Source organism: Arcicella sp. BE140, from assembly GCF_031456255.1.
Taxonomy (GTDB): Bacteria; Bacteroidota; Bacteroidia; order Cytophagales; family Spirosomataceae; genus Arcicella; species Arcicella aquatica.
This window is the reverse complement of record NZ_JAVDUE010000007.1, coordinates 114,903-136,556: the sequence shown is the minus strand read 5'-3', so window position 1 is coordinate 136,556 and position 21,654 is coordinate 114,903. Positions and strand designations below refer to the sequence as shown.

Annotated in this window: 14 protein-coding genes; 4 read left to right on the top strand and 10 right to left on the bottom strand. The window is 35.6% G+C overall.

The annotated features are described in order from the left end of the window. Positions 1-39 precede the first annotated feature (39 nt). The 10 genes from J2Y60_RS12045 to J2Y60_RS12000 all read right to left on the bottom strand — a co-directional run bounded on the left by J2Y60_RS12045 (position 40) and on the right by J2Y60_RS12000 (position 19,752). A complete protein-coding gene (locus tag J2Y60_RS12045) occupies positions 40-1,602 on the bottom strand; it encodes a carboxylesterase family protein (protein ID WP_309918226.1) in 1,563 nt (520 codons plus the stop codon). Between the two features lie 28 nt (positions 1,603-1,630). After that, positions 1,631-2,512: an alpha/beta hydrolase gene (locus tag J2Y60_RS12040; RefSeq protein WP_309918223.1), complete on the bottom strand. Its 882-nt coding sequence runs from the start codon at positions 2,510-2,512 to the stop codon at positions 1,631-1,633. Between the two features lie 62 nt (positions 2,513-2,574). After that, complete coding sequence (locus tag J2Y60_RS12035; protein ID WP_309918219.1) at positions 2,575-4,143, bottom strand: glycoside hydrolase 43 family protein; 1,569 nt, start codon at positions 4,141-4,143, stop codon at positions 2,575-2,577. Between the two features lie 75 nt (positions 4,144-4,218). Beyond that, positions 4,219-5,895, bottom strand: a complete 1,677-nt coding sequence (locus J2Y60_RS12030) for a glycoside hydrolase family 43 protein (protein ID WP_309918216.1) — start codon at positions 5,893-5,895, stop codon at positions 4,219-4,221. Between the two features lie 20 nt (positions 5,896-5,915). Continuing rightward, positions 5,916-8,375, bottom strand: a complete 2,460-nt coding sequence (locus tag J2Y60_RS12025) for a glycoside hydrolase family 95 protein (RefSeq protein ID WP_309918213.1) — start codon at positions 8,373-8,375, stop codon at positions 5,916-5,918. A gap of 396 nt (positions 8,376-8,771) precedes the next feature. Beyond that, positions 8,772-10,583: a RagB/SusD family nutrient uptake outer membrane protein gene (locus J2Y60_RS12020; protein ID WP_309918210.1), complete on the bottom strand. Its 1,812-nt coding sequence runs from the start codon at positions 10,581-10,583 to the stop codon at positions 8,772-8,774. Between the two features lie 14 nt (positions 10,584-10,597). Continuing rightward, positions 10,598-13,747 (bottom strand): TonB-dependent receptor, encoded by a 3,150-nt coding sequence (locus tag J2Y60_RS12015; protein ID WP_309994642.1) that lies wholly within the window; start codon positions 13,745-13,747, stop codon positions 10,598-10,600. A 430-nt stretch (positions 13,748-14,177) separates the two neighbouring features. Continuing rightward, positions 14,178-18,236 carry a two-component regulator propeller domain-containing protein gene (locus tag J2Y60_RS12010; protein ID WP_309918204.1) on the bottom strand — a complete coding sequence of 1,353 codons (4,059 nt, stop codon included), beginning with the start codon at positions 18,234-18,236 and terminating at the stop codon, positions 14,178-14,180. A 650-nt stretch (positions 18,237-18,886) separates the two neighbouring features. Next, positions 18,887-19,354 carry a DUF6428 family protein gene (locus J2Y60_RS12005; protein WP_309918201.1) on the bottom strand — a complete coding sequence of 156 codons (468 nt, stop codon included), beginning with the start codon at positions 19,352-19,354 and terminating at the stop codon, positions 18,887-18,889. Between the two features lie 68 nt (positions 19,355-19,422). Next, positions 19,423-19,752, bottom strand: a complete 330-nt coding sequence (locus J2Y60_RS12000) for a metalloregulator ArsR/SmtB family transcription factor (protein ID WP_309918198.1) — start codon at positions 19,750-19,752, stop codon at positions 19,423-19,425. Positions 19,753-19,877: 125 nt separating this feature from the next. On the opposite strand from J2Y60_RS12000, the gene J2Y60_RS11995 reads away from it, so the two are divergent. The 4 genes from J2Y60_RS11995 to J2Y60_RS11980 are packed head-to-tail and all read left to right on the top strand — an operon-like array spanning position 19,878 to position 21,644. Continuing rightward, entirely contained in the window at positions 19,878-20,201 is a 324-nt protein-coding gene (locus J2Y60_RS11995; protein WP_309918196.1) for a metalloregulator ArsR/SmtB family transcription factor, read from the top strand. Positions 20,202-20,207: 6 nt separating this feature from the next. Next, positions 20,208-20,672 carry an SRPBCC domain-containing protein gene (locus J2Y60_RS11990; protein WP_309918193.1) on the top strand — a complete coding sequence of 155 codons (465 nt, stop codon included), beginning with the start codon at positions 20,208-20,210 and terminating at the stop codon, positions 20,670-20,672. Further along, positions 20,672-21,076 carry a DoxX family protein gene (locus J2Y60_RS11985; RefSeq protein WP_309918190.1) on the top strand — a complete coding sequence of 135 codons (405 nt, stop codon included), beginning with the start codon at positions 20,672-20,674 and terminating at the stop codon, positions 21,074-21,076. Before J2Y60_RS11990 ends, J2Y60_RS11985 begins: the two co-directional genes overlap by 1 nt. Beyond that, on the top strand, positions 21,060-21,644 hold the full coding sequence (locus J2Y60_RS11980) for a YdeI family protein (RefSeq protein WP_309918531.1): 585 nt from the start codon (positions 21,060-21,062) through the stop codon (positions 21,642-21,644). The genes J2Y60_RS11985 and J2Y60_RS11980 overlap by 17 nt, the downstream gene beginning before the upstream one ends. The last annotated feature ends 10 nt before the right edge of the window (positions 21,645-21,654 follow it).

Genomic DNA, 21,654 nt, shown 5'->3' with positions numbered 1-21,654 from the left:
GTAATTATTTTTCATATTCTTTAAATAGTGGCTGATTATTTATTTAGCCCACTTTTTCCCCTCGAATGTACGACGCCATTTATAATATTCCTCTAATACTTCCAAAGATTTTTCACTGGGAACTGTACCCATTTTGGAGCTTTGGGAAAAGTGCATTACCGCATGATTAGTTTTAGTATATTGTTGCCAAAGGGGTAAACCTGCTCCATTAGGGTCACCATATTTGGCAAAGTTAGTCCAATAGCTCACCATAGCATCCGATATATTGGCATCAGTAGCAGTGGCTAATTTACTTTGCGGACTGGTATGCCCAAATACAAAGCCTACGTCGTGTCCATGTGGTGTGCCTTGTCCGTATTGTGGTGAGTTTTCAGGGAAATCAGGATGTTGGTCAAAATAATAATAATACACTTTCGACTTACTGGTATTAGACTGTAAGTTTGCCCAAGCCCAAGTATGCCAGCCAAAAGCAGCATCACGTGCTAAATCTCGGGCAGTTTTAGGCACAGTAGTTTCGTTTACAGGGTATGCTTGAATCAGCTTATCAGCAAACTTTCCATAGCGTTTTTGTACGCCATCAGTATAATCTTTTGGTGTTTTTGGCGGACTAAAACTCAGCCCCTCATCAGAATTATAACCTACTAAAATAGGTGTATGGTTGTATTTACCTTGCTCATAAAGTGTATATTGATCGTTAGGAATCACGTAGCCATCAATAATAGGCCAACCACCAGGCATACCAAAACCTTGCGGAAGTTTTTCGATGTCTATTTTTCTAAGCTCAGCCAACGAACTTGCCCCTGCTTTTTTCATGTACTCTAAACCACTTTGTTCGGCATCTGCCAGTAATTTTTGATTTTCTCCAGGGTATGTGGTTATCCTTGCTGGGCCAAAAGAACCACCACTCTGTGAAATAGCCCCATGAAACAGTCCTTTAGCCAAGGGCGAAGCACAAAGCATACTTACGGCTATGCCTCCTGCTGATTCTCCAAAAATAGTAACTTTAGATGGGTCGCCCCCAAAAGCTGCAATATTACTTTTAACCCATTGCAAGCCCGCTATCATGTCTAGCAAACCATAATTCCCAGATGTTTTTTGAGGAGTTTCGGCACTTAATTCTGGATGTGCTAAAAAGCCTAATTGACCAACTCGATAAGCAATTGAAACGAACACCACACCTTTTTCTGCCAATTTTTCACCTGAATAAACCCCATCAGCGGTAGAACCAAAGGCAAAACCACCCCCGTAAATCCATACAATTACAGGTAGTTTTTCTTTGGGGTTTTTAGCTGGACTCCATACATTTAGGTACAAGCAGTCTTCACTTTTACCAGATGGAGGGTTTCCACCTTGATAGGGAGCAGGGGCAAAATTCGTGGTTGCTTTTATACCTTCCCAATTTGTGGCAGGCTGTGGCGCTTTCCACCTCAACTGTCCTACTGGCGGTTGAGCAAAGGGAATACCACGGAAAACCTGTTGACCGTTTTCAAAAGTCCCTTGCACAAACCCATTTTGGGTTTTTATGGGACTCCACACTTGGGAAAAAGTAGCAAAATTTATTAGAAACAATGCTGAAATACAGAAAATTAGATATTTTTTCATTGTATTTTTATGTTAAAAACAGTGAACATTACAACCAATTGTTACGTTTCATCCAGTCAAAAAGTGGTTCCATCCAACCTTTGTGACGAAAAATAAATCCGTGGTCACCTTTCGGGAAAATGTGCATTTCTACCTCAACTTTGTTCTTTCGTAAATTTTCAAAGTATGAAATGCTGTTATCCACATCTACCAACTTATCGTCGGCAGCGTGAGTCAAATAGGCTGGCGGTGTATTGGCTTTGATTTGCAGTTCGTTAGAGAAAGCTTCAATGTCAGCATCAGTAGGATTTTTACCAATCAGATTGTCCCGTGAACCGCCATGTGTAAGACCTTCCTTCATACTGATAACAGGGTAAACCAAGATCTGAAAATCGGGTCTTAGGCTAGTGTTATTAGGATTTTCGATATACGATTTTTCGAAATGAGTAGCGGCTGTACTGGCCAAATGTCCACCTGCCGAAAAACCCATAATGCCTATTTTATTTTTATCGATACCATATTTGTCGGCATTTTCTCGGAGAAACTTTATGGCTTGCTGGGCATCCTGTAATGAGCCTATTTTTTTATCTACCATTATGTCATCACTGGGCAACCTATATTTTAGCACAAATGCTGATATTCCCTTGTCTGCTAACGCTTTGGCAGTACTTATCCCCTCGCCATTGTATACAATTACGCTATAGCCACCCCCTGCTACTATTATCACGGAAGTCCCGTTTGGTTTTTCAGGTTTTATGTATTCCAACGTAGGTACGGTTACATCTTTATACATTCCTTTGTCGCCACCTGTTTCGGTTATATTAGTCACTTTGGCATTGGGAACAGCTCCTTCGTATAAAGGGATAATCTGTTGAGCATTAGCAATATAGTTGCCTAAAACAAGGATAATCGCAAAGAGTTTATTTTTCATTTTTATAGGAAAAAGTTTTTTAATAATATCTAATCTATTTGTTGATACCTTTTTCAGCTATACTAATTTTGTTTTGAAATTTGATTTTCAACCCTAAAAAAGTCAAAATCTGCATATCCGCCTATATTTTTAGTCGCGTAGTTAAATAAGCCAAAACGATACCCCATAAAATGCGGAATAGTATAAGGCATTTTGATAGACCTGCCAATAGGTTGCCAAACTTTCCCATCAAGACTGTAAAAGAAATAACCTGTATCGGCTCGATTTTTAAAATCACATTCAGCTTTTAAAAAGATGGTATTTTGCTTTAGGGATACTTTTTGTACCTCAACAGGTTTTCCAGATGAAGCATCATACATTATGATTGATTTTTCCCCATTCTCTATGCTTACACCTACCAAACCAAAGTTTTTTTGCAGTAAACTCAATCCAGCGAAGTCTCCTTCTTTCATTTTTGAAATATCTAAAGAGGTAATTCCCGAACAAACTGGCCCGATTGTTCGCTGAGTAAGTGTGTTTCTGGCTAAAAGGAAACTGCTATCAATTCTGCCTGTTTTTAATCGTAAAAATCCTTTTCTTTCAGCAACTGACCATAGGCTATTATCAGGGTTATGATTCCACTGCCATACTAAAGGTAATGCTGAATCTCCTTTTTTGCGGGTAAATTCATCAGAAGCGACAATACCTGGGATTAAGCTTTCATTGGCTGGAAGGTCTAATTTTTCGGGAACTTTACCATTTTCGCCCAATACTGGCCAACCATCTTCCCATTTTACAGGTACTAAATAGGGAATCCGACCAACTCCACCAAAATCACGAAATAGGTACGAATACCATTTCCCGTCTGGGGTATCAATCAGTCCACCTTGAGCAACGCCCAAATCTTGTAATCCTACTTTCCCTTCCCAAGGCCCCGTAATTTTATCAGCTCGGTGAATTACTACAGTACGCATACCGCCACGTGGCCAGCTAATATTGAATAAGTAATATTTGCCATTTACTTTAAAGAGCTGAGAACCTTCTGCGGGTAAACCACCGTTAGTTCCTGATGGTGTACTGGCATTTTCGATAATTACTTGTTCAGTACTACCTTCTTTAACGCCAGAAGCATCAGCATTGAGTTCTACTAATTTGAGTTTACCACTACCATAAATCAAATATGTACGACCATCATCATCAAAAAACAAAGTATGGTCATGATAAGAAGGCCTGAATGAAATAGCTTTCCAAGGGCCTTTTTCAATGTTTTTAGTCGTATAAATATGTGTTTTGCCTGTGGTTTGTGCAAAAGTAGTCAGATAATAAGTTCCATTATGCAGTCGTAAGCTACTTGCCCATGAGCCTCTGCCATAGGTACTTTTGCCATTGGTTAAATTCAGTTCGTTAATGCTAGCAAGCGTATCGTAAGCATAGCCAACTATTTCCCAATTGACCAAATCTTTTGATTTCATAATAGGCACCCCCGGACTCATATGCATGGTTGTACTACTCATATAATACGTATTCCCCACACGAATCATTGCCATATCAGGTACATCCGCAAAGATGATAGGATTTTGTGCCTGTTTTACTTGTGCAAATACTTTTTGACTAAATATTAATATAGTCAGGAATAAAAATCTTTTTATCATTTTGTTCAATACTTAAACTGTTAATGAGTACTTGTCTCTCAAGTTTTTGGAAACAACATAATCCCACGTTATTATTTACTTAAACATACTGTCGTTACCTGTGTATTTCAGGTATTTAAAAGAAGCAGTATTATTGCTATCTTCTCCAGACGAGGTTGCATACATCCCATAAATACATCCAATAAAACCGCCTGCTGTTTTTGTACTCAAGTATTTTCCATCTACTTTATCTTTGATAAGAGTCCAATTCTCTTTATCAATAGCGTAATAAAAGCTGTACTTATCTCCTTCCGAACTGATACGCAGTTTTACCGCTTCTTGTTTAGGGTTAATAGGTACTTCGGTCAATAAAGTCATGGTTTTATCTTTTGTATTACTTTGAAAAAGTTGTAATACATTCTTTCCTTCTACAATTGATTTACCTAAAAAATAAAAGTGCGTTTCATTCTGAAAAATCACTAACCCTGCTTTTTCATTTTCCTTTGTTGCAGAAAATGTCAAGGCTGTTTCGGCTGTGCTGTAAAGGTGTTGCTGGCGTTTTCCGATAAAAGATGGATTGGCAAAATCCATTACTGTTGCTGCTTTTAGCTTTAGGGTTAAACCTTTTTTAGGAGAAATTGCAAAAGAACTTGAGTCAATTGTTCGCATGAACAAAAATGATGGGTCTAGTTTTTTGTCGAAATTGAATGTATAAGCAAAATTGCCCGATTGTGGCAATGCTCCTTTTTGTTTTTCCTCCTTAAAATCAGTGGTATAGCTGTATTTGATTTCCTTGCTATCAGGATTGATGATTGGCCATTCATCTTTCCATGCCACTGGAGCAATAAATGTTTCCCGTCCTGTATTATAATAATCTCCTTCATAAGGACGAACAGCTAGAAAAATAGCATAAGTCTTTCCGTCTGGTCCATCGACAAACTGCGCATGACCAGCTGAAGTAATAGGGTCTTTGCGGTTTTCAGGTAAATCTCTTTGTGTTAAAATAGGATTATTTTCATAAGGGATGTATGGCCCCGCAACAGATTTACTTCTTAATATGACCTCTGAGTGATTGACAGAAGTACCACCTTCAGCGGCATACAAGTAATACCAACCAAAACGTTTCATAATATGTGGGCCTTCAATCCATACAGGTTTTTTGCTGAGGTCTACTCCTCCGTTTACTAACTGTTGTTCTTCCCCTGTAACTTTTAGGTTTTTATAGTCAAATTCATACATACGAATAGTGCGATGTCCTGAATAAAGGGGTTTGTAATTAGGCGCGTCACTATTATAAACGATATAGGCTTTGTCGGTTTCTTCATCAAAGTAAAGCGATGGGTCAATACCTTTTACCTCCGGCAGTTTTACAGGATTACTCCACGGACCAGCGGGATTATTGGCAGTTACCACAAAATTTCCGTCGTGGTCAATATCAGTACAAGTCACATAAAAAACGCCTTTATAGTAATTAATAGCAGGCGCAAATAGTCCACGAGTCATGCGCTCTCCCATAAAATCCATTTGCGATGGGCGGTCAATTACATTACCAATTTGTTTCCAATTTTTAAGGTCACGACTGTGCATAACTGGAATGCCAGGGAAATACGAAAAGGTAGAATTGATAAGATAATAGTCTTTCCCTACTTGTACAATACTTGGGTCAGGGTAAAAACCCGTCATGATAGGGTTTACTAAAGTTGTTTTTTGTGCGTTTGTGATATTGATTGTGATCAAATATGTCAGTACTAAAACGAATATTTTTATTTTCATGATAATAAAATTTCAAAGATTTATTTTGTTGAAAAAGTATAGATTTTACCCTTTTGTGTTGGTATATCAAAAAGCACTGTTTCCTTCAATTCAAGAGGCTTAATGTTTGATTTTTCAGAAATAATTGGACTTGGAATTTCTTCTAATTGATAAAATGGATTAGGGTTTTTTCCCAAAGCTTTACTTAAAGTAGCTCCTGTGCTTGATTTTAATTGATTAGGCAATCTCAAACGAAGGTTTCCTCCTAAAGTAGATTTTATTACTACTTTAGTAAGTTTGGCATCTTTCCATTGCATTTCTACTACTTCAAATCCCCCTTTAGCACGAAGTCCTCGAATAGAACCTTCCGTCCAAACGTCTGGAAGAGCAGGCAATAAATGTAGCGCATCGTCTGCACTTTGCATGAGCATTTCCGTAATTCCCGAAGTACATCCAAAATTACCATCAATCTGAAATGGGGGATGAGCATCAAATAAATTGTTGTAAGTACCCCCACCTTCGGCATTTACGCCCAATGGTGTAAGCTGGTTTTTAATTAATTGATAGGCATGATTTCCATCTTGCATTTTTGCCCACCAATTTACTTTCCAGCCCATGCTCCAACCTGTGGAAACATCACTACGCTGAATAAGCGTATTTTTTGCTGCTGCAAATAGTTCAGGTGTTCTATAGGCCGATATTTGATTAGATGGAAACAAACCGTACAAATGAGAAATATGGCGATGGTGGTCATTAGGCTCATCTACATCATCGAGCCATTCTTGTAATTGATTATGCTTACCGATGTGCATTGGGGCTAATTTACTACGCATTTGCTTAAGGGTATCCACAAAGACATGGTCTTTACTAAGGGCTTCGGCGGCTCTTATGGTTGTACTGAATACATCATAAACAATTTGATTATCCATAGTTGTCCCCGCATCTAAAGAAGACCCCTCATGCGCTCCTGGTGCATTCTCGGGTGAGTTAGCTGGTGATACCACAAGCCAATGGTATTTAGGATGTTCTACTAAAAAATCAACGTAAAATGTTGCTGCTCCTTTCAGTATTGGATATATTGATGCTAAATATTTTTTATCTCCATTGTATAAATAATGTTCCCAAAGGTGCTGACTTAACCAGCCCCCTCCTGCATTCCAAACACCCCAAAATGCGCCATCTACAGCACCATTAGTGCGCCAAATATCTGTGTTATGATGTGCCATCCATCCACGAGCACCATACATAACTTTTGCTGTTTCTTTGCCTGTCTCCGATAATTCTCTTATAAGTTTGATTAAAGGCTCGTGCAATTCAGAAAGGTTAGTTTTCTCAGCAGGCCAGTAATTCATCTCAGTATTGATGTTGATGGTATATTTACTGTCCCATGCTGGACGCAGTTTATTATTCCAAATACCTTGTAAGTTGGCTGGTTGTCCGCTTGGTTGTGAAGAGGAAATCAATAAATACCTTCCATACTGATAATATAGTGTAACAAAATGAGGGTCATAAGCCTTACTGAATTTTTTCAACCGTTCATCTGTAGGCAATTTTACGGCATCTGTTGTCCCCAAATCCAGTTTTACTCTATTAAAATATTTTTGATAGGCAGCTATATGGCCATTTACAATGGCATCATAAGGTTTTGATAAAGCTTTATTCAAATATTCCGAAGCTCTTTTATTTTCGTCGGCACTTATATCATCATACTTGTTAAAATTGGTAGCTATCGAAATAAAAATCGTTGCCACATTTGCATCTTTCACCGATATAGAACTATCGGTAGTGGTCATACTTCCTCCTTCAATGTTGAATTTTGTTATTCCTTTAAGTCTAACCAAACCTTTTACGCCTTCATGGTCGGAGGTAGTGGCTGATAAAGTAAGTTCTTTGGTTGGAGTCGTGGCTATTGATTTTTTAGTATGTGGTGTAGAATATGTGGCTGTAAATGAAATACTATTCGCTTTGTTGGCTGTAAGTCTCAATACAATTACTCTATCAGGAAAAGAAGCCAAGGCTTCACGGGTATATGTGACATCTCCGACCGAATAAGTGGCCGTAGCAATTGCTTTCTCAATATCTAACGCTCGATGATAATTTGTATATTTTTGGTATCCCTCAAAAGTAAGATGTAAGTTGCCAACAGGCTGAAACATCTGTCCATGCGATTTTTTAGTAATAATTGACTGATTCGTTAATTTTTCAGCTTCTTTGTATTTACCCTCAAAAATCAGTTTTCTGATAGCTTGTAATGCTCCTAAAGCGTCGGGGTTATCATTGCGATTGGGACTACCACTCCAGACGGTATGCTCATTAAGCTGTATAGTTTCTTTTTCAACATTCCCATAGACCATTGCTCCTAAAAATCCATTTCCAATAGGCAGTGCATTTTCCCAAGTATTTCCCGAAGGTTGGTTATACCATAGCTTTAATTGCGATTTATTTTGTGAAAAGCAATGCGCGACTGATAAGAGTAAAAGTACTAAGTAAATTTGTTTCATAAATATTGAGCTTGTTTGAGTATTAGCTTTTATTGATTCTACAACCGTATAACTGTGTTCGGTAATAAATATACGTATGCAGTCGATATCACGCTTTTTTGATGGTGTAAAGTAAGCAAATCAATAAAAAATTGAGTAGCACAAATTGCCAAATATTCCTTCAAAATGTTCAATAGGTATGAATTTTTCAAATTAATATAAATAATATTATAAAATGGGCTCTGTATAGGTAAAAATCAAATAGGTTTTTTATAAAATATACTATCGGGACAAAATAAAACTATGCTATATTATCGCCAATTATCATTAATATTTGAAAGTATTTTAAGCATTAATTCCTCAAATAAAAGACTGCTCCAAATAAAAATTTGGAGCAGTCTAGTCATCAATTAAGTCTTAGTAACCTGGATTTTGTGTAAATACAGGACCTTCTACAGTACGATCTATTTCAGATTGTGGAATTGGTCTCAAAACATGGAAATCTTTTATATAAGGACTAGCCTCATTATTCCAAAGTTTTATACGTTTAACCAATGTCTTGGTACGTACTAAGTCGTGGAATCTCATCCATTCGCCAAATAATTCACGGCTTCTCTCATCCAAAATAAAGTCGACAGTTACATCTGATTCTTTGATTAACATAGCATCGGCTGCTGCGGCATTTTGAGCTGCGGAATTAGTCTTACGATATGCTGCTCTTTGACGAAGTACATTTAATAGTTCAGCAGCTTTTGCTTTATTACCTGATTGAAGGTAAGCCTCTGCTCCTACAAGATATACTTCTGCAAAACGTGTAATCACAACTGGACGAGTTGAAGGGTCATTGAAATTGCTTCCTCGGCTTGGATCCATGTGTTTCTTTATTGCAGGATAAACATCTGATTTCCAAAGGCTCGGTGGAACAATAATTCCTTTAAATGGTCTTGTGCCATTGAATTGTGGAGCTCCAACAACCTCAAAGTCTGGAAGCCAAACCGCAGTATCAACACCTATTTGAGTGGTATAACCAATACCTCTTTTGTTATTAGCAGCTGTTGCAGTATTCGTAATTGATTGATTAGCGATATACACGGTATAAAATGTATTCGCGAATCTTGAATCAATATCTCTTTTTACAAAAGCTTGGTCAAGAAAATAATTCTTCCCAGCAACGTCTCCAGTAGCTTGTTTAACGCTATTTGGACGAATACGTTGATATGGACGACCGTAATATGAATCACGAACCATCAATGAAGTACCTGAATTCACCAAAACACCACTCGCATTCACAGTTGAGTTAACGCCACTATTATTAGGGTAATTCCAGTTAGTAAACCAAGGTGTAAGATTTTGTCCAGCACCACCACTGGCACCACCACCAACAGAATAATATCCAAATTTTGCATCATTTGAGTGGTCACTTACAAACATCGTTTCTTTACCATAGTCATTAGCAGGTACGAAGGCATCACCGAAATCCTGCCATAAATCCAATCCATAAGTTGCTTTATTAGCAATTATATCGCTTGATATTCTTGCTGCTTCGGCAAAATCTGTCTGTGAATTTGTTAACCATCCGCGTGTAAGGTAAGCCTTAGCCAAGAAGAACAGCGCAACAGGCTTAGTTGCTGCTTTACCTAAGAATGGAGCGGTTGGTTTATCTGGTAAATCAGCAGCCGCTTCAGTTAAATCTTTAATAATTAGTTTATAAACCTCGGATGCTGGGTCTCTTTTTGCAGCTTGAGAAGGAACTGTTATAAATTCAGTATGTAAAGGTACATCTCCCCAAGTCTGAACTAAATAGAAATACCAAAATGCTCTTAAAAACTTAGCTTGCGCAAGATATTGTTTTTTAGTTGCGTCTGGTAGGTCAATAGCTTGGCCAAATTTCAATACACCATTTAGTGTATTAATAGATGTAAATGATGATCCCCATGCCGAACCAAAGTTAGTACCATTGAGTCCGTTGAAAGTATGAACAGGACCACCCCCGCTACTTGCACCTTGAATAAACTCATCAGTTCCTGCTTGCATTTCTGAAGAGAAACCTTCAGTACCCCATTGGTTACGAATTTCATTATACACCCCTGCAATACCTCCAAGTACTCCCGCTGGACTATTGAAATATGAAGGTACGATTTGAGATTGTGGGTGTTCTTCAAGTATTTTTTCACAACCTAAACTTAAAAATAAAGTACAGGCTAGTATGGAAATTTTTATTTTTTTCATGTCGTTATCAATCATTAAAATTTAAGATTTACGCCTAAAGTAAATTGACGTACTGGCGGATTATTTAGGTTTACACTAATTACACGGTTAAAATTACCGCCCTGAATTGTATTACCATATCCATTTCCTTCTGGGTCAATCGCAAGTTTATCTTTTACTAATGGTGAATAAAGGATAAGTGGATTTGTTGCATTCACGTATATACGAGCAGAACTAATTCCAAGTCTACTAAGTATTTTTGTAGGTACAGTATAGCCAAAATTAATACTTCTCACTTTTATAAATGAACCATCTTGGTATTGTGTTGTAGATGTAAAATCTCTTACACCACCCCCTGCATTTGGTCTAGGGAAAGCATTTGTTGGGTTTTCTGTTGTCCAATAATCCATTACTAATTGGTTAGAACGACCTTGGTTAAGGAATCCGAATCCAGAACCACCACCCGATGTTCCTGCCAAATAAGGAACTAATACTTTCATGCCCATACGTGCGTATGTAACAATTGATAAATCAAACCCTTTAAAACTAATTCTATTGGTAAAGCCACCTTCCCATTTTGGTTGGAAGTTACCAATAACTTTGCGGTCATTAGCATCAATTTTACCATTACCATCTACGTCTTCAACCCTAATTTCTCCTGGTACTTGTACTGGCGAGGTTTGTTTTGCCAACGTACCGTTGTCTTTATCTGATTGTTGCCATATCCCGATTTTGTTATAGTCATAGATAACTGTGAGGGGTTGTCCAACAAACCAAAAGTTTCCTTTATTATCTAATTCAGAAGGAGTTGTAAGCTGAGTAATTTTTTCACGATTAAAGAAATAAGTTACGTCAGTACTCCAATTAAAGCCATTTTTATTTCTAACAATATCGAATGTTAAAGAAGATTCAAACCCACTACCTTCGGTTTTTCCTAAGTTTTTCAAGGCAGAGCCTGCTCCGTTACTTTGAGGAAGGTTTACAGAAAGTAAAATGTCTTTAGTATTTTGTTTATAAACATCAAATGAACCCGTGATTCGGTTATTTAATAACCCAATTTCCAAACCAAAATCAGATTGTGATGTTGATTGCCAGCCTAAATTGCTTGCAGGTAAACTTGTTACTGTATAAGCAAGTGCTTGCCCAGCAGTTGTAGTACCGAAGTTATAATATCCAGACGATAATGCACCTAAAGTTGCATAAGCATCTACGTTACGGTTACCAGAAATTCCCCAACCACCTCTTAGTTTTAAGTTAGAAAAGACGGGAAGGTCTTTCATAAATGGCTCATCAATGATATTCCAACTCAAACCAATAGCAGGATAATTAAAATATTGATTTCCTGGCGATAATGTTGAAGAGCCGTCTCTACGGAAAGTAGCTGTTAGCGTATATTTATCATTGAACGTATAGTTCAAACGAGCCATATAAGACAATAATCCTGTTTCTCCGAAAGAGTTACCAAAACTAGTATTAGCCGTTACTGCTCCAGAAGCTAAAGTAAAGTTTGCAGTTTGAATATAATCGGCTGGTACACCTTTTACATTAAAATTGCTACCTAAATTATGGTTTTTTGTAATTTCATATAGCGCAGTTAACCCTATTTTATGTTTTTGAGCAAATACTTTATCATAATATAATAAGTGCTGTAAGTTCACATCCCAATACTCTGTATTTCTAATATCTGCACTTGATACACTTTGATCTGTTCCTGTGTTAACAAATGTATTTGGAGGGCTATAGCCATTAAAATGTACTTGGCTAAAGTTAAGACCAGCATTGAAGCGGTATTTAAGCCCATCGATGATATTTACTTCTGCATACAAGCTATTGAAAGTTCTCAAAGAACGCTCATTTGAAAGTATATCAGCTCCACGAGAGATAAGCGTCAAGGGGCTAACAGCTTGAGCTTCGATTGTACCTTTTTTAGGGTTTAAATTTACAGACCCATCAGCGTTATAGGCCGAAACTAATGGCGAAAGACGTACCAGTTCTGTTGGGATACCACCACCCGCAGGGTCGTTCTTGTGCGTCAAGGTATTAATTGTATTTAACCCAATTTTTACATGCTTCCCGATTTTTTGGTCTAATGTTGCACGTATAGTCGCACGGTCAAAGTTTTGGTTTGGCATAATTCCTGTTTCGTTGAAATAGCCAATTCCCATTCCATATTGCGTGTTTTCTACACCACCTTGTAAACCAAGTTGATGACTAGTATTAAACCCTTGTTTATACAATAAGCTTTGCCAATCTGTTGAAACGCCAGCAGCTAAATTCGCTTTTTCCTCATCTGTTAGAGGGTAAGCTGTTGTACCTGCACCTTGGGTATTATAAGCAGCGGACAAATCTTTGAACTTTGCATATTGTTCTCCATTCATCACATTGTATTTGCCCATTATATTAGTAATTCCATGATACCCATCATAAGTTAATACTGGCTTTCCAATTTTACCTCTTTTGGTCGTTACTAAAATAACCCCACCCGCACCACGCGAACCATAAATTGCCGTTGCAGAGGCATCTTTAAGAATTTCAATATTTGAAATATCATCTGGATTAATATCATTTAGCCCTCCATAAGGAATACCATCAACCACCACTAAAGGTCCATCAAGTCCGTCGCCATTACCAGTTGTCAGTGAGCGATTACCACGAATACGAATCGACGCTTGACTACCTGGAGTAGAACCATTACTTACGATTGATACCCCTGCAGCTCTACCCTTCAAAGAATTTAAAAGGTTTGGTGCTGGTACTTCTTTTAGGGTTGCCTCGGTAACCGACACAACTGAACCAGTTATGTCTCTTTTCTTTTGAGTACCATAACCTACAACGATAACTTCGCCCAACTCTCTGTTATCAGTAAGTAAGGTAACATCAATAACGGTTTTTGTACCAACGATAATTTCTTGTTTTATATACCCAACACTTGTAATAACAATCGTAGCATTTTTAGGTAAATTATTAAAGATATACTCCCCATTGCTATTAGCAACCGTACCGATATTTGTTCCTTTAATTAAAATTGAGGCTCCGGGGATTTCCTTCCCTGCATCTGTAGTAATACGCCCTTTCAGGGTTTGGGCACTCAGCGTAATACTCGAAATACAAAAGAAAATAATATACATCATAATAGTGTATAGTTTCTTTTTCCTTTGTAGGATTGGATAGTTGAATTGTTTCATAATGAATTAGGATATGATTGTTTTAATAAAAAATAACACTTAATTGCTGTCAATAGTAGTTTTGACGGTGTAAAGTAAAAAAAATGAAAAGCAAATATTTAGCACTAATCGTTAGATATGCATTTAAAATGTTTAATTGTATAAAAAAATGTCAATTTGACACATTTATAATCATATAATACCCCTATTTCGAGGCAATATCCCGTCTAAAAAGTAAAAAATAGGGTTTAATTGCCATTTTAAATAGCACATGAATAAACTATAAGTTTGAAATCCTTATCTTGGTTTATATGATTCGCTCTAAATTGGTATTGAAGAAAAAGGGATTATATGTAGCAAAATTATAAAATGAGAAGGCACTATTGACTCAGGGTGGAATTCAACTCTAAGTCAGTAGTGCCTTGAAATGTCTTCAAATAATAAAGTAGCTTTATTTTCCTCTTTTTAACTTAATGTATTCGGTGGGCGAGATTTCGTATTTGATTTTAAAAGCTCGCGTAAAATAGTTTGGATTTGAAAAGCCAGCTTCATACGCAATTTGCGAAATTTTCATATCACTTTTTTCAAGCAATGGCAACGCTTTAGTCAATTTTATTGAACGGATATACTCTATTGGAGTTTCACCTGTAATCTTCAAGAGTTTACTATAAAGCGTTCCTCTACTCATATTCATTTTCTGGCTTAACTCTTCAATTGATAGCTCAGAATCATGAATGTGTTCATCAATGTATTTGTTTATTTTTAATAAAAATTTTTCGTCTTCCAAAACAACCTCTGTTTCAGATGTTTCAATATTAATTTGCTTTTTATAAGTATTTTTGAAAGTACTGTTTAGTTTTAAAAGGTTGTCTATTTTAATGCTAAGCACCTCGAAACTGAACGGCTTAGTCAAATAGTCATTTGCTCCAGTTTTAAGCCCTTCTAGCTGTTCTACTTCATCAGTCAAAACAGTTAAAAGGATAACCGGAATGTGCTTTGTCCTTTCATCTTTTTTTATTTTGTTCACCATTTCTATTCCATCCATATTAGGCATATTAACATCACTCACGATGATTTCTGGATGTGATGATAATGTCTTTTGCCAACCCTGTTTCCCATCGGCAGCTTCGATGATTTTATATTTTGATTTTAAGCTTTCCCTCAAGAATATACGTAGGTCGTAACTATCGTCAACAATCAGGACTACAGGTTTTTCGGTAACCTCGATTTCATCCTCACTCTTTTCTATATACGACAAGCTTTCAGATTCATTTTTTTCGTCTTCCTTGTTGGTTTGATTAATTTTTTGTTGTTCTTTAATAAAAGGGAAATATAGCGTAAAAACACTTCCCTTATATTCTTCACTTGCCAATTTGATGGTTCCGCCATGTAACTTAACAAACTCCTGAGCAATAGATAAGCCAATTCCGCTACCTTGATTAAGAATGTGAGATGGACTACTTACTTGGAAAAACCTTTCAAAAACTTCTGCTTGCATATGGTGGGGTATACCAATGCCAGAATCGCCTATGATTAGTTCGATACCATTATTTGATAAAGATTTGACATGACAATATACATTACCATTTTCATTCGTAAACTTTATTGCATTTGAGAGTAAATTTATCAAAATACGCTCCATTTTATTTTTATCAAAATAAGTATTATACTCATCAATATTACTGGCAAATTCAAGATGAATGTTTTTTTGAGACGCAATATACTTAAATGAATCAAAGATTTCCTTCACCAATGGAACAAGGTCTTGTAGCACTGAATTCAACTTAAGTTCATTTTCCTCAATTTTCCTAAAATCAAGTAATTGATTAACAAGATTCAAAAGCCTTTTTGAATTTCTATTGATAAGATTGAGCATTTCAATTTTATCATTGTTTTTCTCTCGAAACAAAAGGTTTTCGACAGGATTCAAAATTAAAGTAAGTGGTGTTTTCAATTCATGACTCAAATTGGTCAAGAATTTAATTTTCAGTTGTTCCAATTCCATCCTACGCTCCGCCTCTGTTCTCTCTTGTTCTAGTGCAAATTCATTTTTTAATTTTTGTACTCCCCTTCTCCTTATCACCCATAAAGTAAATATCAATACTGCCAAATATATTATATAGGCATAATAAGTACGCCAAAATGGTGGATGAACATTAATAAGAATAGTTTTTTCGGGAGTTTGCCAAGTTCCATCCTCACTTTTTACTTTCAACCTAAAAATATATTTCCCAGGGTCTAGGTTAGTATAAACCGCCGTCGTCACTGAACCTACATTGTTCCACTCCTTATCAAAGCCCTCAAGCTGATAAGTGTATTGGTTTTCATGCGGCGCAGTATAATTTAAAGCGACAAAGTCTAAAGAAAAATTTTGTTTATAGCTTAAGTTGATTTCTTTGGCTAAAGTAATATCCTCTTTAAGTTCACTATTTTCAGTAGGGTTAGCACGTTTATTATTAATTTTTATATCAGTAATTACAACCGACGGAGTTTTAGTATTTTGAAATAATTGAATAGGGTTGAAAAAATTAAAGCCATCAAGCCCCCCAAAATACATTTCTCCTGTCTTTGTTTTGATTCCAGCACCTATATTGAAGGTTGTATTTTGAATACCATTTCGATAAGTAAAATTCTTAAATCTTTTTTTACTTAAATCAAACATCGAAATTCCTTTGTTAGTACTGAGCCACAACTTTCCAGCGTTGTCTTCTAATATTTTATAAATAACATTATTAGAAAGTAAGTGTTCTTCTCCATACTGCTCAAATTTTCTTCTTTTTTTATTGTACAAGCATAATCCTTCTCCCCACACACTCACCCATGTTCTATTGCGTTTATCTGAGTAAATGCTTAGTATTCTATGGATGGGGAAATTTTCGTTCTTTTGATTAAATGCACTCAATGTCTGTTTGTCTGCATTATAAATAATAAGACCACTTCCATTTGAGCCTACCCAAATATTTCCTTCTTTATCTTCTTCTATGGCTGTAATGTAACTATTTAAGGTATACTGTTTTTTAAGGTGTTCATCAAGTATATTCTTGAAAGGAACAAATGTATTTGACTGGGCTAAACAAATATATAAGCCTGCGCCATTTGTACCAACCCATAGGTTACCCTTCGAATCTGCCTTTAGGCAATTAATCAAGACAACAGATTTATTCAATTTGTCTTTAATAGCAAACAACGGTTTTATTTGATGCGTTTTTTCATTGATACTAACTATACCATCGTTGGTAGTGCCAATAATCAAATCGTCTCCTTTTTTTTCTAAAGCCAAAATATTTTTAATCTTCCCTTGAGAGGAATAAAGAGGAACATCATAGAAAACGTTTTTTTTAGTATCAAAGATATTAAGTCCTCCCCCATCTGTACCAACATATAGGTTCCCAGAAGCAGCTTCTGCAAATGCCATTACCGAAGACCCTTTTAATCCATATGTTTCATTGGGCAGGTGGAATCTATGCTGAAAAAAGGCTAAATTTTTATCATATTTATTTACGCCTCCATTAACGGTAGCAAACCAGTTTATACCGTCTTTCCCGATATAAATGTCTTTTACTTTATAGCCAGCAAAGCTTCCAAACGGGTTATTTTTATCTGGCAAGAGGCTTTTTATTCTTAATGCTGTGCGGGTTGTAATATCAAAAATCGACATACCATTTTCTGTGCCAACCCAAAGATTACCATCCGCATCAAAAATAATTTTATTTATGATGTTGTTGCTAATCGTTCTCTCATCAGACTCAATACTTTTAAAACTCTCAATCTTTCCTGTGTTGGGGTTCATTACATCTAAGCCTAAGTTTGTACCTATCCATAGGTTCCCGTTTCGGTCTTCCGTAATGGCTCTGACGGTATTGTCAGAAAGCGAATTAGAATTATTGTTTTGATGAACATACTTTTTTATTACCCTTTGATTACGATCAAGTAAATATAAACCTGATTGCGAACCAACCCATATCTGTTTTTTACTATCTTCAAATATACAAAATACCAATTCATACCCTACTTTTTTACTATCTCCCTTATGTAAACTAATAGCCTTCGTTTTTCTTGTTTTAGTGTCAAAATAAAAAAGTCCATTATATGTACCAACCCATATATTACCCGAATGATCAGAAGATAGCGTATGTATCCAGCCTGTTTTTGTAAAATCAAAATTGGTGAATTTGTCTGAACTTCTATTATATAATGCCAATGTTAGCTTTGTTCCTATCCATAAATTTCTGTTTATATCTTCAGTAATAGCCATTACTTCTCCTCTTCCTATACTTTCTTTTTCATTTTGTTTATGCCTGTAAACGGTAAAATTTTGTCCATCAAATTTATTAAGTCCGTCTTCAGTACCAAACCACATAAAACCTAATTTATCTTTATAAATAGCATAAACCGTATTTGAAGCAAGCCCATCTTTGCTATTAATATTGATAAAGTTATAGTTTTTTACTTGTCCAAAAGATTGTTGGAACAGCAAAAGTAAAAAAATAAGGAGGTATTTATTTGTCATGATTAATCACGTTATTCATTCAATAATAGGAATACTATCTTTCTGAAAAACAGTATTTAAAAGAAGCTATATAAAACAACAAATAATTATCAAACTTAAATATTGATTACATAAACTAAAAATGAAATGTGTAAAATAGACACAAATGTAATAATACATATTAAAACACTCATCTTATTGTTTAAAATAATATTATAAAAATATAATTTTATATCTTTTCCAGAATATCCAAACCTTATTTTTTACTTTTTCTCAAGGGAAATGTACGTTTAACCAACACTTCTACAGCGTTTTTGCTAATTAAAGCACTTATGAAGATTCTGTCCAAATCTAGCGTATTAAAGCTGGTTTAGTAAGGGTTCGGTTCGATAATGTAACACTAAATAGTGCTTTACATATATTTCTGTAGAGTAGATATGTTTTTGCGTTAAGAAAAAAACAGCGCTCTACGGAATTATAGACAGACAAAATGGTGTGAGAGACAGATGATAGAGATAGTTTTATTAGTAGTTAATGAGAATATTAAAATTCAATATGAGATTATACAAAAAAATATTCTTTATTCTTAGCGAGTTACGTAAGTACTTCGCTAAGAATAAAACTAATGGAACATAAGAAAGATAGGATAATTGATTACAAAAATCAATGCTTTAACAACAACCTGAATTAGGAGTACAACAAGCATTACTTTTTAATTCTCCTAAGTTTATTTTTTGTTTTTCAGTAGGAATTCCACAGGCATCATTTGCCAAACATGCTGTTTGTTTATTCTTTAAAATAAAATGGTTTCCATTAAATGCTAAGGCATATTTACAGATAGTTTCGGCTTGATATTCTACTTCAATTTCAGCATCCTCGATACCTAATTTTTCTTCAGAAAGCTTGATGATGTTAAGCAGCTTAGTTGGTTTCAATCTATGCTCATAATCATTTGCATCCCATAGTTGGAAATTGACTACTTTCTCATTTCTTATCGTTCCACCACAATCAATAAAATGTTTTGTAATCATGCCTATTTCTGTCACGTGAAAATGTTCTGGCACAAATGTGCCACTCTCTAATTGAAACTCCACATTATTCAATGTGGGTAAGATTTCTTTGATGTTTGATAATTTCATAAAGCGTCGATTATTAAGTATAAATGTTATATTGCAATATTACGATATTAAAAGTCTAAAAAAATGCATTAACAGCATTCATTAACTTTTACATTTTGTTCAAAAAATAGATTAAACAACTCTTGAACCTCATGCCATTTTTTTTCTTCTATACAATAGCAAACTGATTTTCCTTCAATGGTTCCCTGAATGATACCAATATTCTTCAACTCCTTTAAATGTTGAGAAATAGTTGCCTGCGCTAATCCTAATTCATCAATTAAATCATTACAAATACAGGCTTTCTGATTGATAATATGCTGAAGTATTGCTATCCTTGCAGGATGCCCTAACACTTTGAATAGTGATGCCAAGTTGTTCTGCTCGTCTGTAAATATCTCTGTTTTAGTAAGTCCCATTGATTATATTATTATATCGCAATATTACGATATTGTTTTTAATTATGAAAAAGTTTTCTTGTTTTTTTCAAAAAAATTATGTAGTCAAATAGCTACATGTATATTTGTAGTCAAATAACTACATAATGAATTTACGCAGAGATGTTTTTCAGGCAATTGCCGACCCGACTAGAAGAACCATATTGTTATTGTTGGCTTCTCAATCAATGACAGCAGGTACGATAGCCTCAAATTTTGAAACCGCCAGACCGACTGTATCAAAACACCTACAGATACTTGTCGAGTGTGAATTGCTTGAACAAGAACAAAATGGTAGAGAAATTCACTATCGCTTGAATCCTGAAAAAATAAAAGTAATCGCAGACTTTATTGAACCATTCCGCACAATGTGGGATGATAGGTTTAATAAGTTAGAAGCTCTTATGAAAGGATATAAACCAAAGGAATAAAATAATATGGAACCCAAAACAAAAATCATTGCTGAAGAGGGCAAACAGGAGTTAATGGTTATAAGGGAATTTGATTTGCCCGTGGAATTACTTTTTAAAGCCTATGTTGAGCCTGATATTGTTGAACAATGGATGGGGTCAAAAGTTTTGAAACTAGAAAATAAAAAGCATGGTAGCTGGCAATTTGTAACCACAGACCCTAAAGGAAACAAGCATGGCTTTAATGGAGTGATTCATGAGTTTAGTTTAAACCAAAAAATCACTAGGACGTTTGAAATGGAAAATACCCCTTTTGATGTCCAGTTGGAGTTTTTAGCATTTGAGAAACTTACTGAAAATACTAGTAAACTGAGTATGCATATTGTGTACAAATCTGTTGCCCTTAGAGACCAGATGTTACAGCTACCTTTTGCGAAAGGAATCAACATGGCTCATAACCGACTAGAAGATATTGTAAAAAAAATGATATAATGAAGACGAAGAGAAACAAAATCATCTATTGGATTGCTACTAGCTGGTTAGTGCTAGGAATGCTATCAACTGGGGGAGTACAGTTATTGAAAATGAAAGAAGAAGTAGATGCCATTACACATTTGGGGTATCCTATTTATTTTCTGACAATATTAGGAGTTTGGAAATTGTTAGGAGTTATAGCAGTGCTTATCCCAAAGTTTGCATTGCTGAAGGAATGGACTTATGCTGGCTTTTTCTTTGCTATGTCAGGAGCAATACTTTCACATATAGCATTAAAGGATGCTGTAAATGAAATATTCCCTTCGACGTTATTACTAGTGCTGACAATAGTATCGTGGTATTTTAGACCTGCCAATAGAAAAATTATTCCAACAAATAATTATGATGAATCCAAAGGTTGATTTTTACTTTAACAAAGCCGAAAAATGGCAAAAGGAATTAGAAAAGTTGAGAATGATTGTACTTGACTGTCTGCTATCTGAAGAATTGAAATGGGGTGTACCTTGTTACACTTTTCAGAAAAGCAACATCGTTTTGATACATGATTTTAAAGAATACTGTGCACTTTTGTTCTTCAAAGGAGCTTTATTAAATGATGCAAATGGTATTTTGATTCAGCAAACAGAGAATACACAGGCAACACGCCAGATTCGGTTTACGAATGTGCAGGAAATAGTGGAATTAGAATCTATCATCAAAACGTATATTTATGAAGCCATTGAAGTAGAGAAAGCAGGACTGCAAGTGACGCTTAAAAAAACTTCAGAATTTTCTATTCCTGACGAATTTCAACAAAAATTAGATGAAGCTCCTGAGTTAAAAACTGCTTTTGAATCCTTAACCCCAGGCCGACAGAGAGCATATCTTCTTTATTTTGCTGCACCGAAACAAGCCAAAACTAGGGAATCAAGGATTGAAAAATATACGCCACATATTCTTAATGGAAAAGGCTTAAATGATGAAAATTAGCAACGTTATT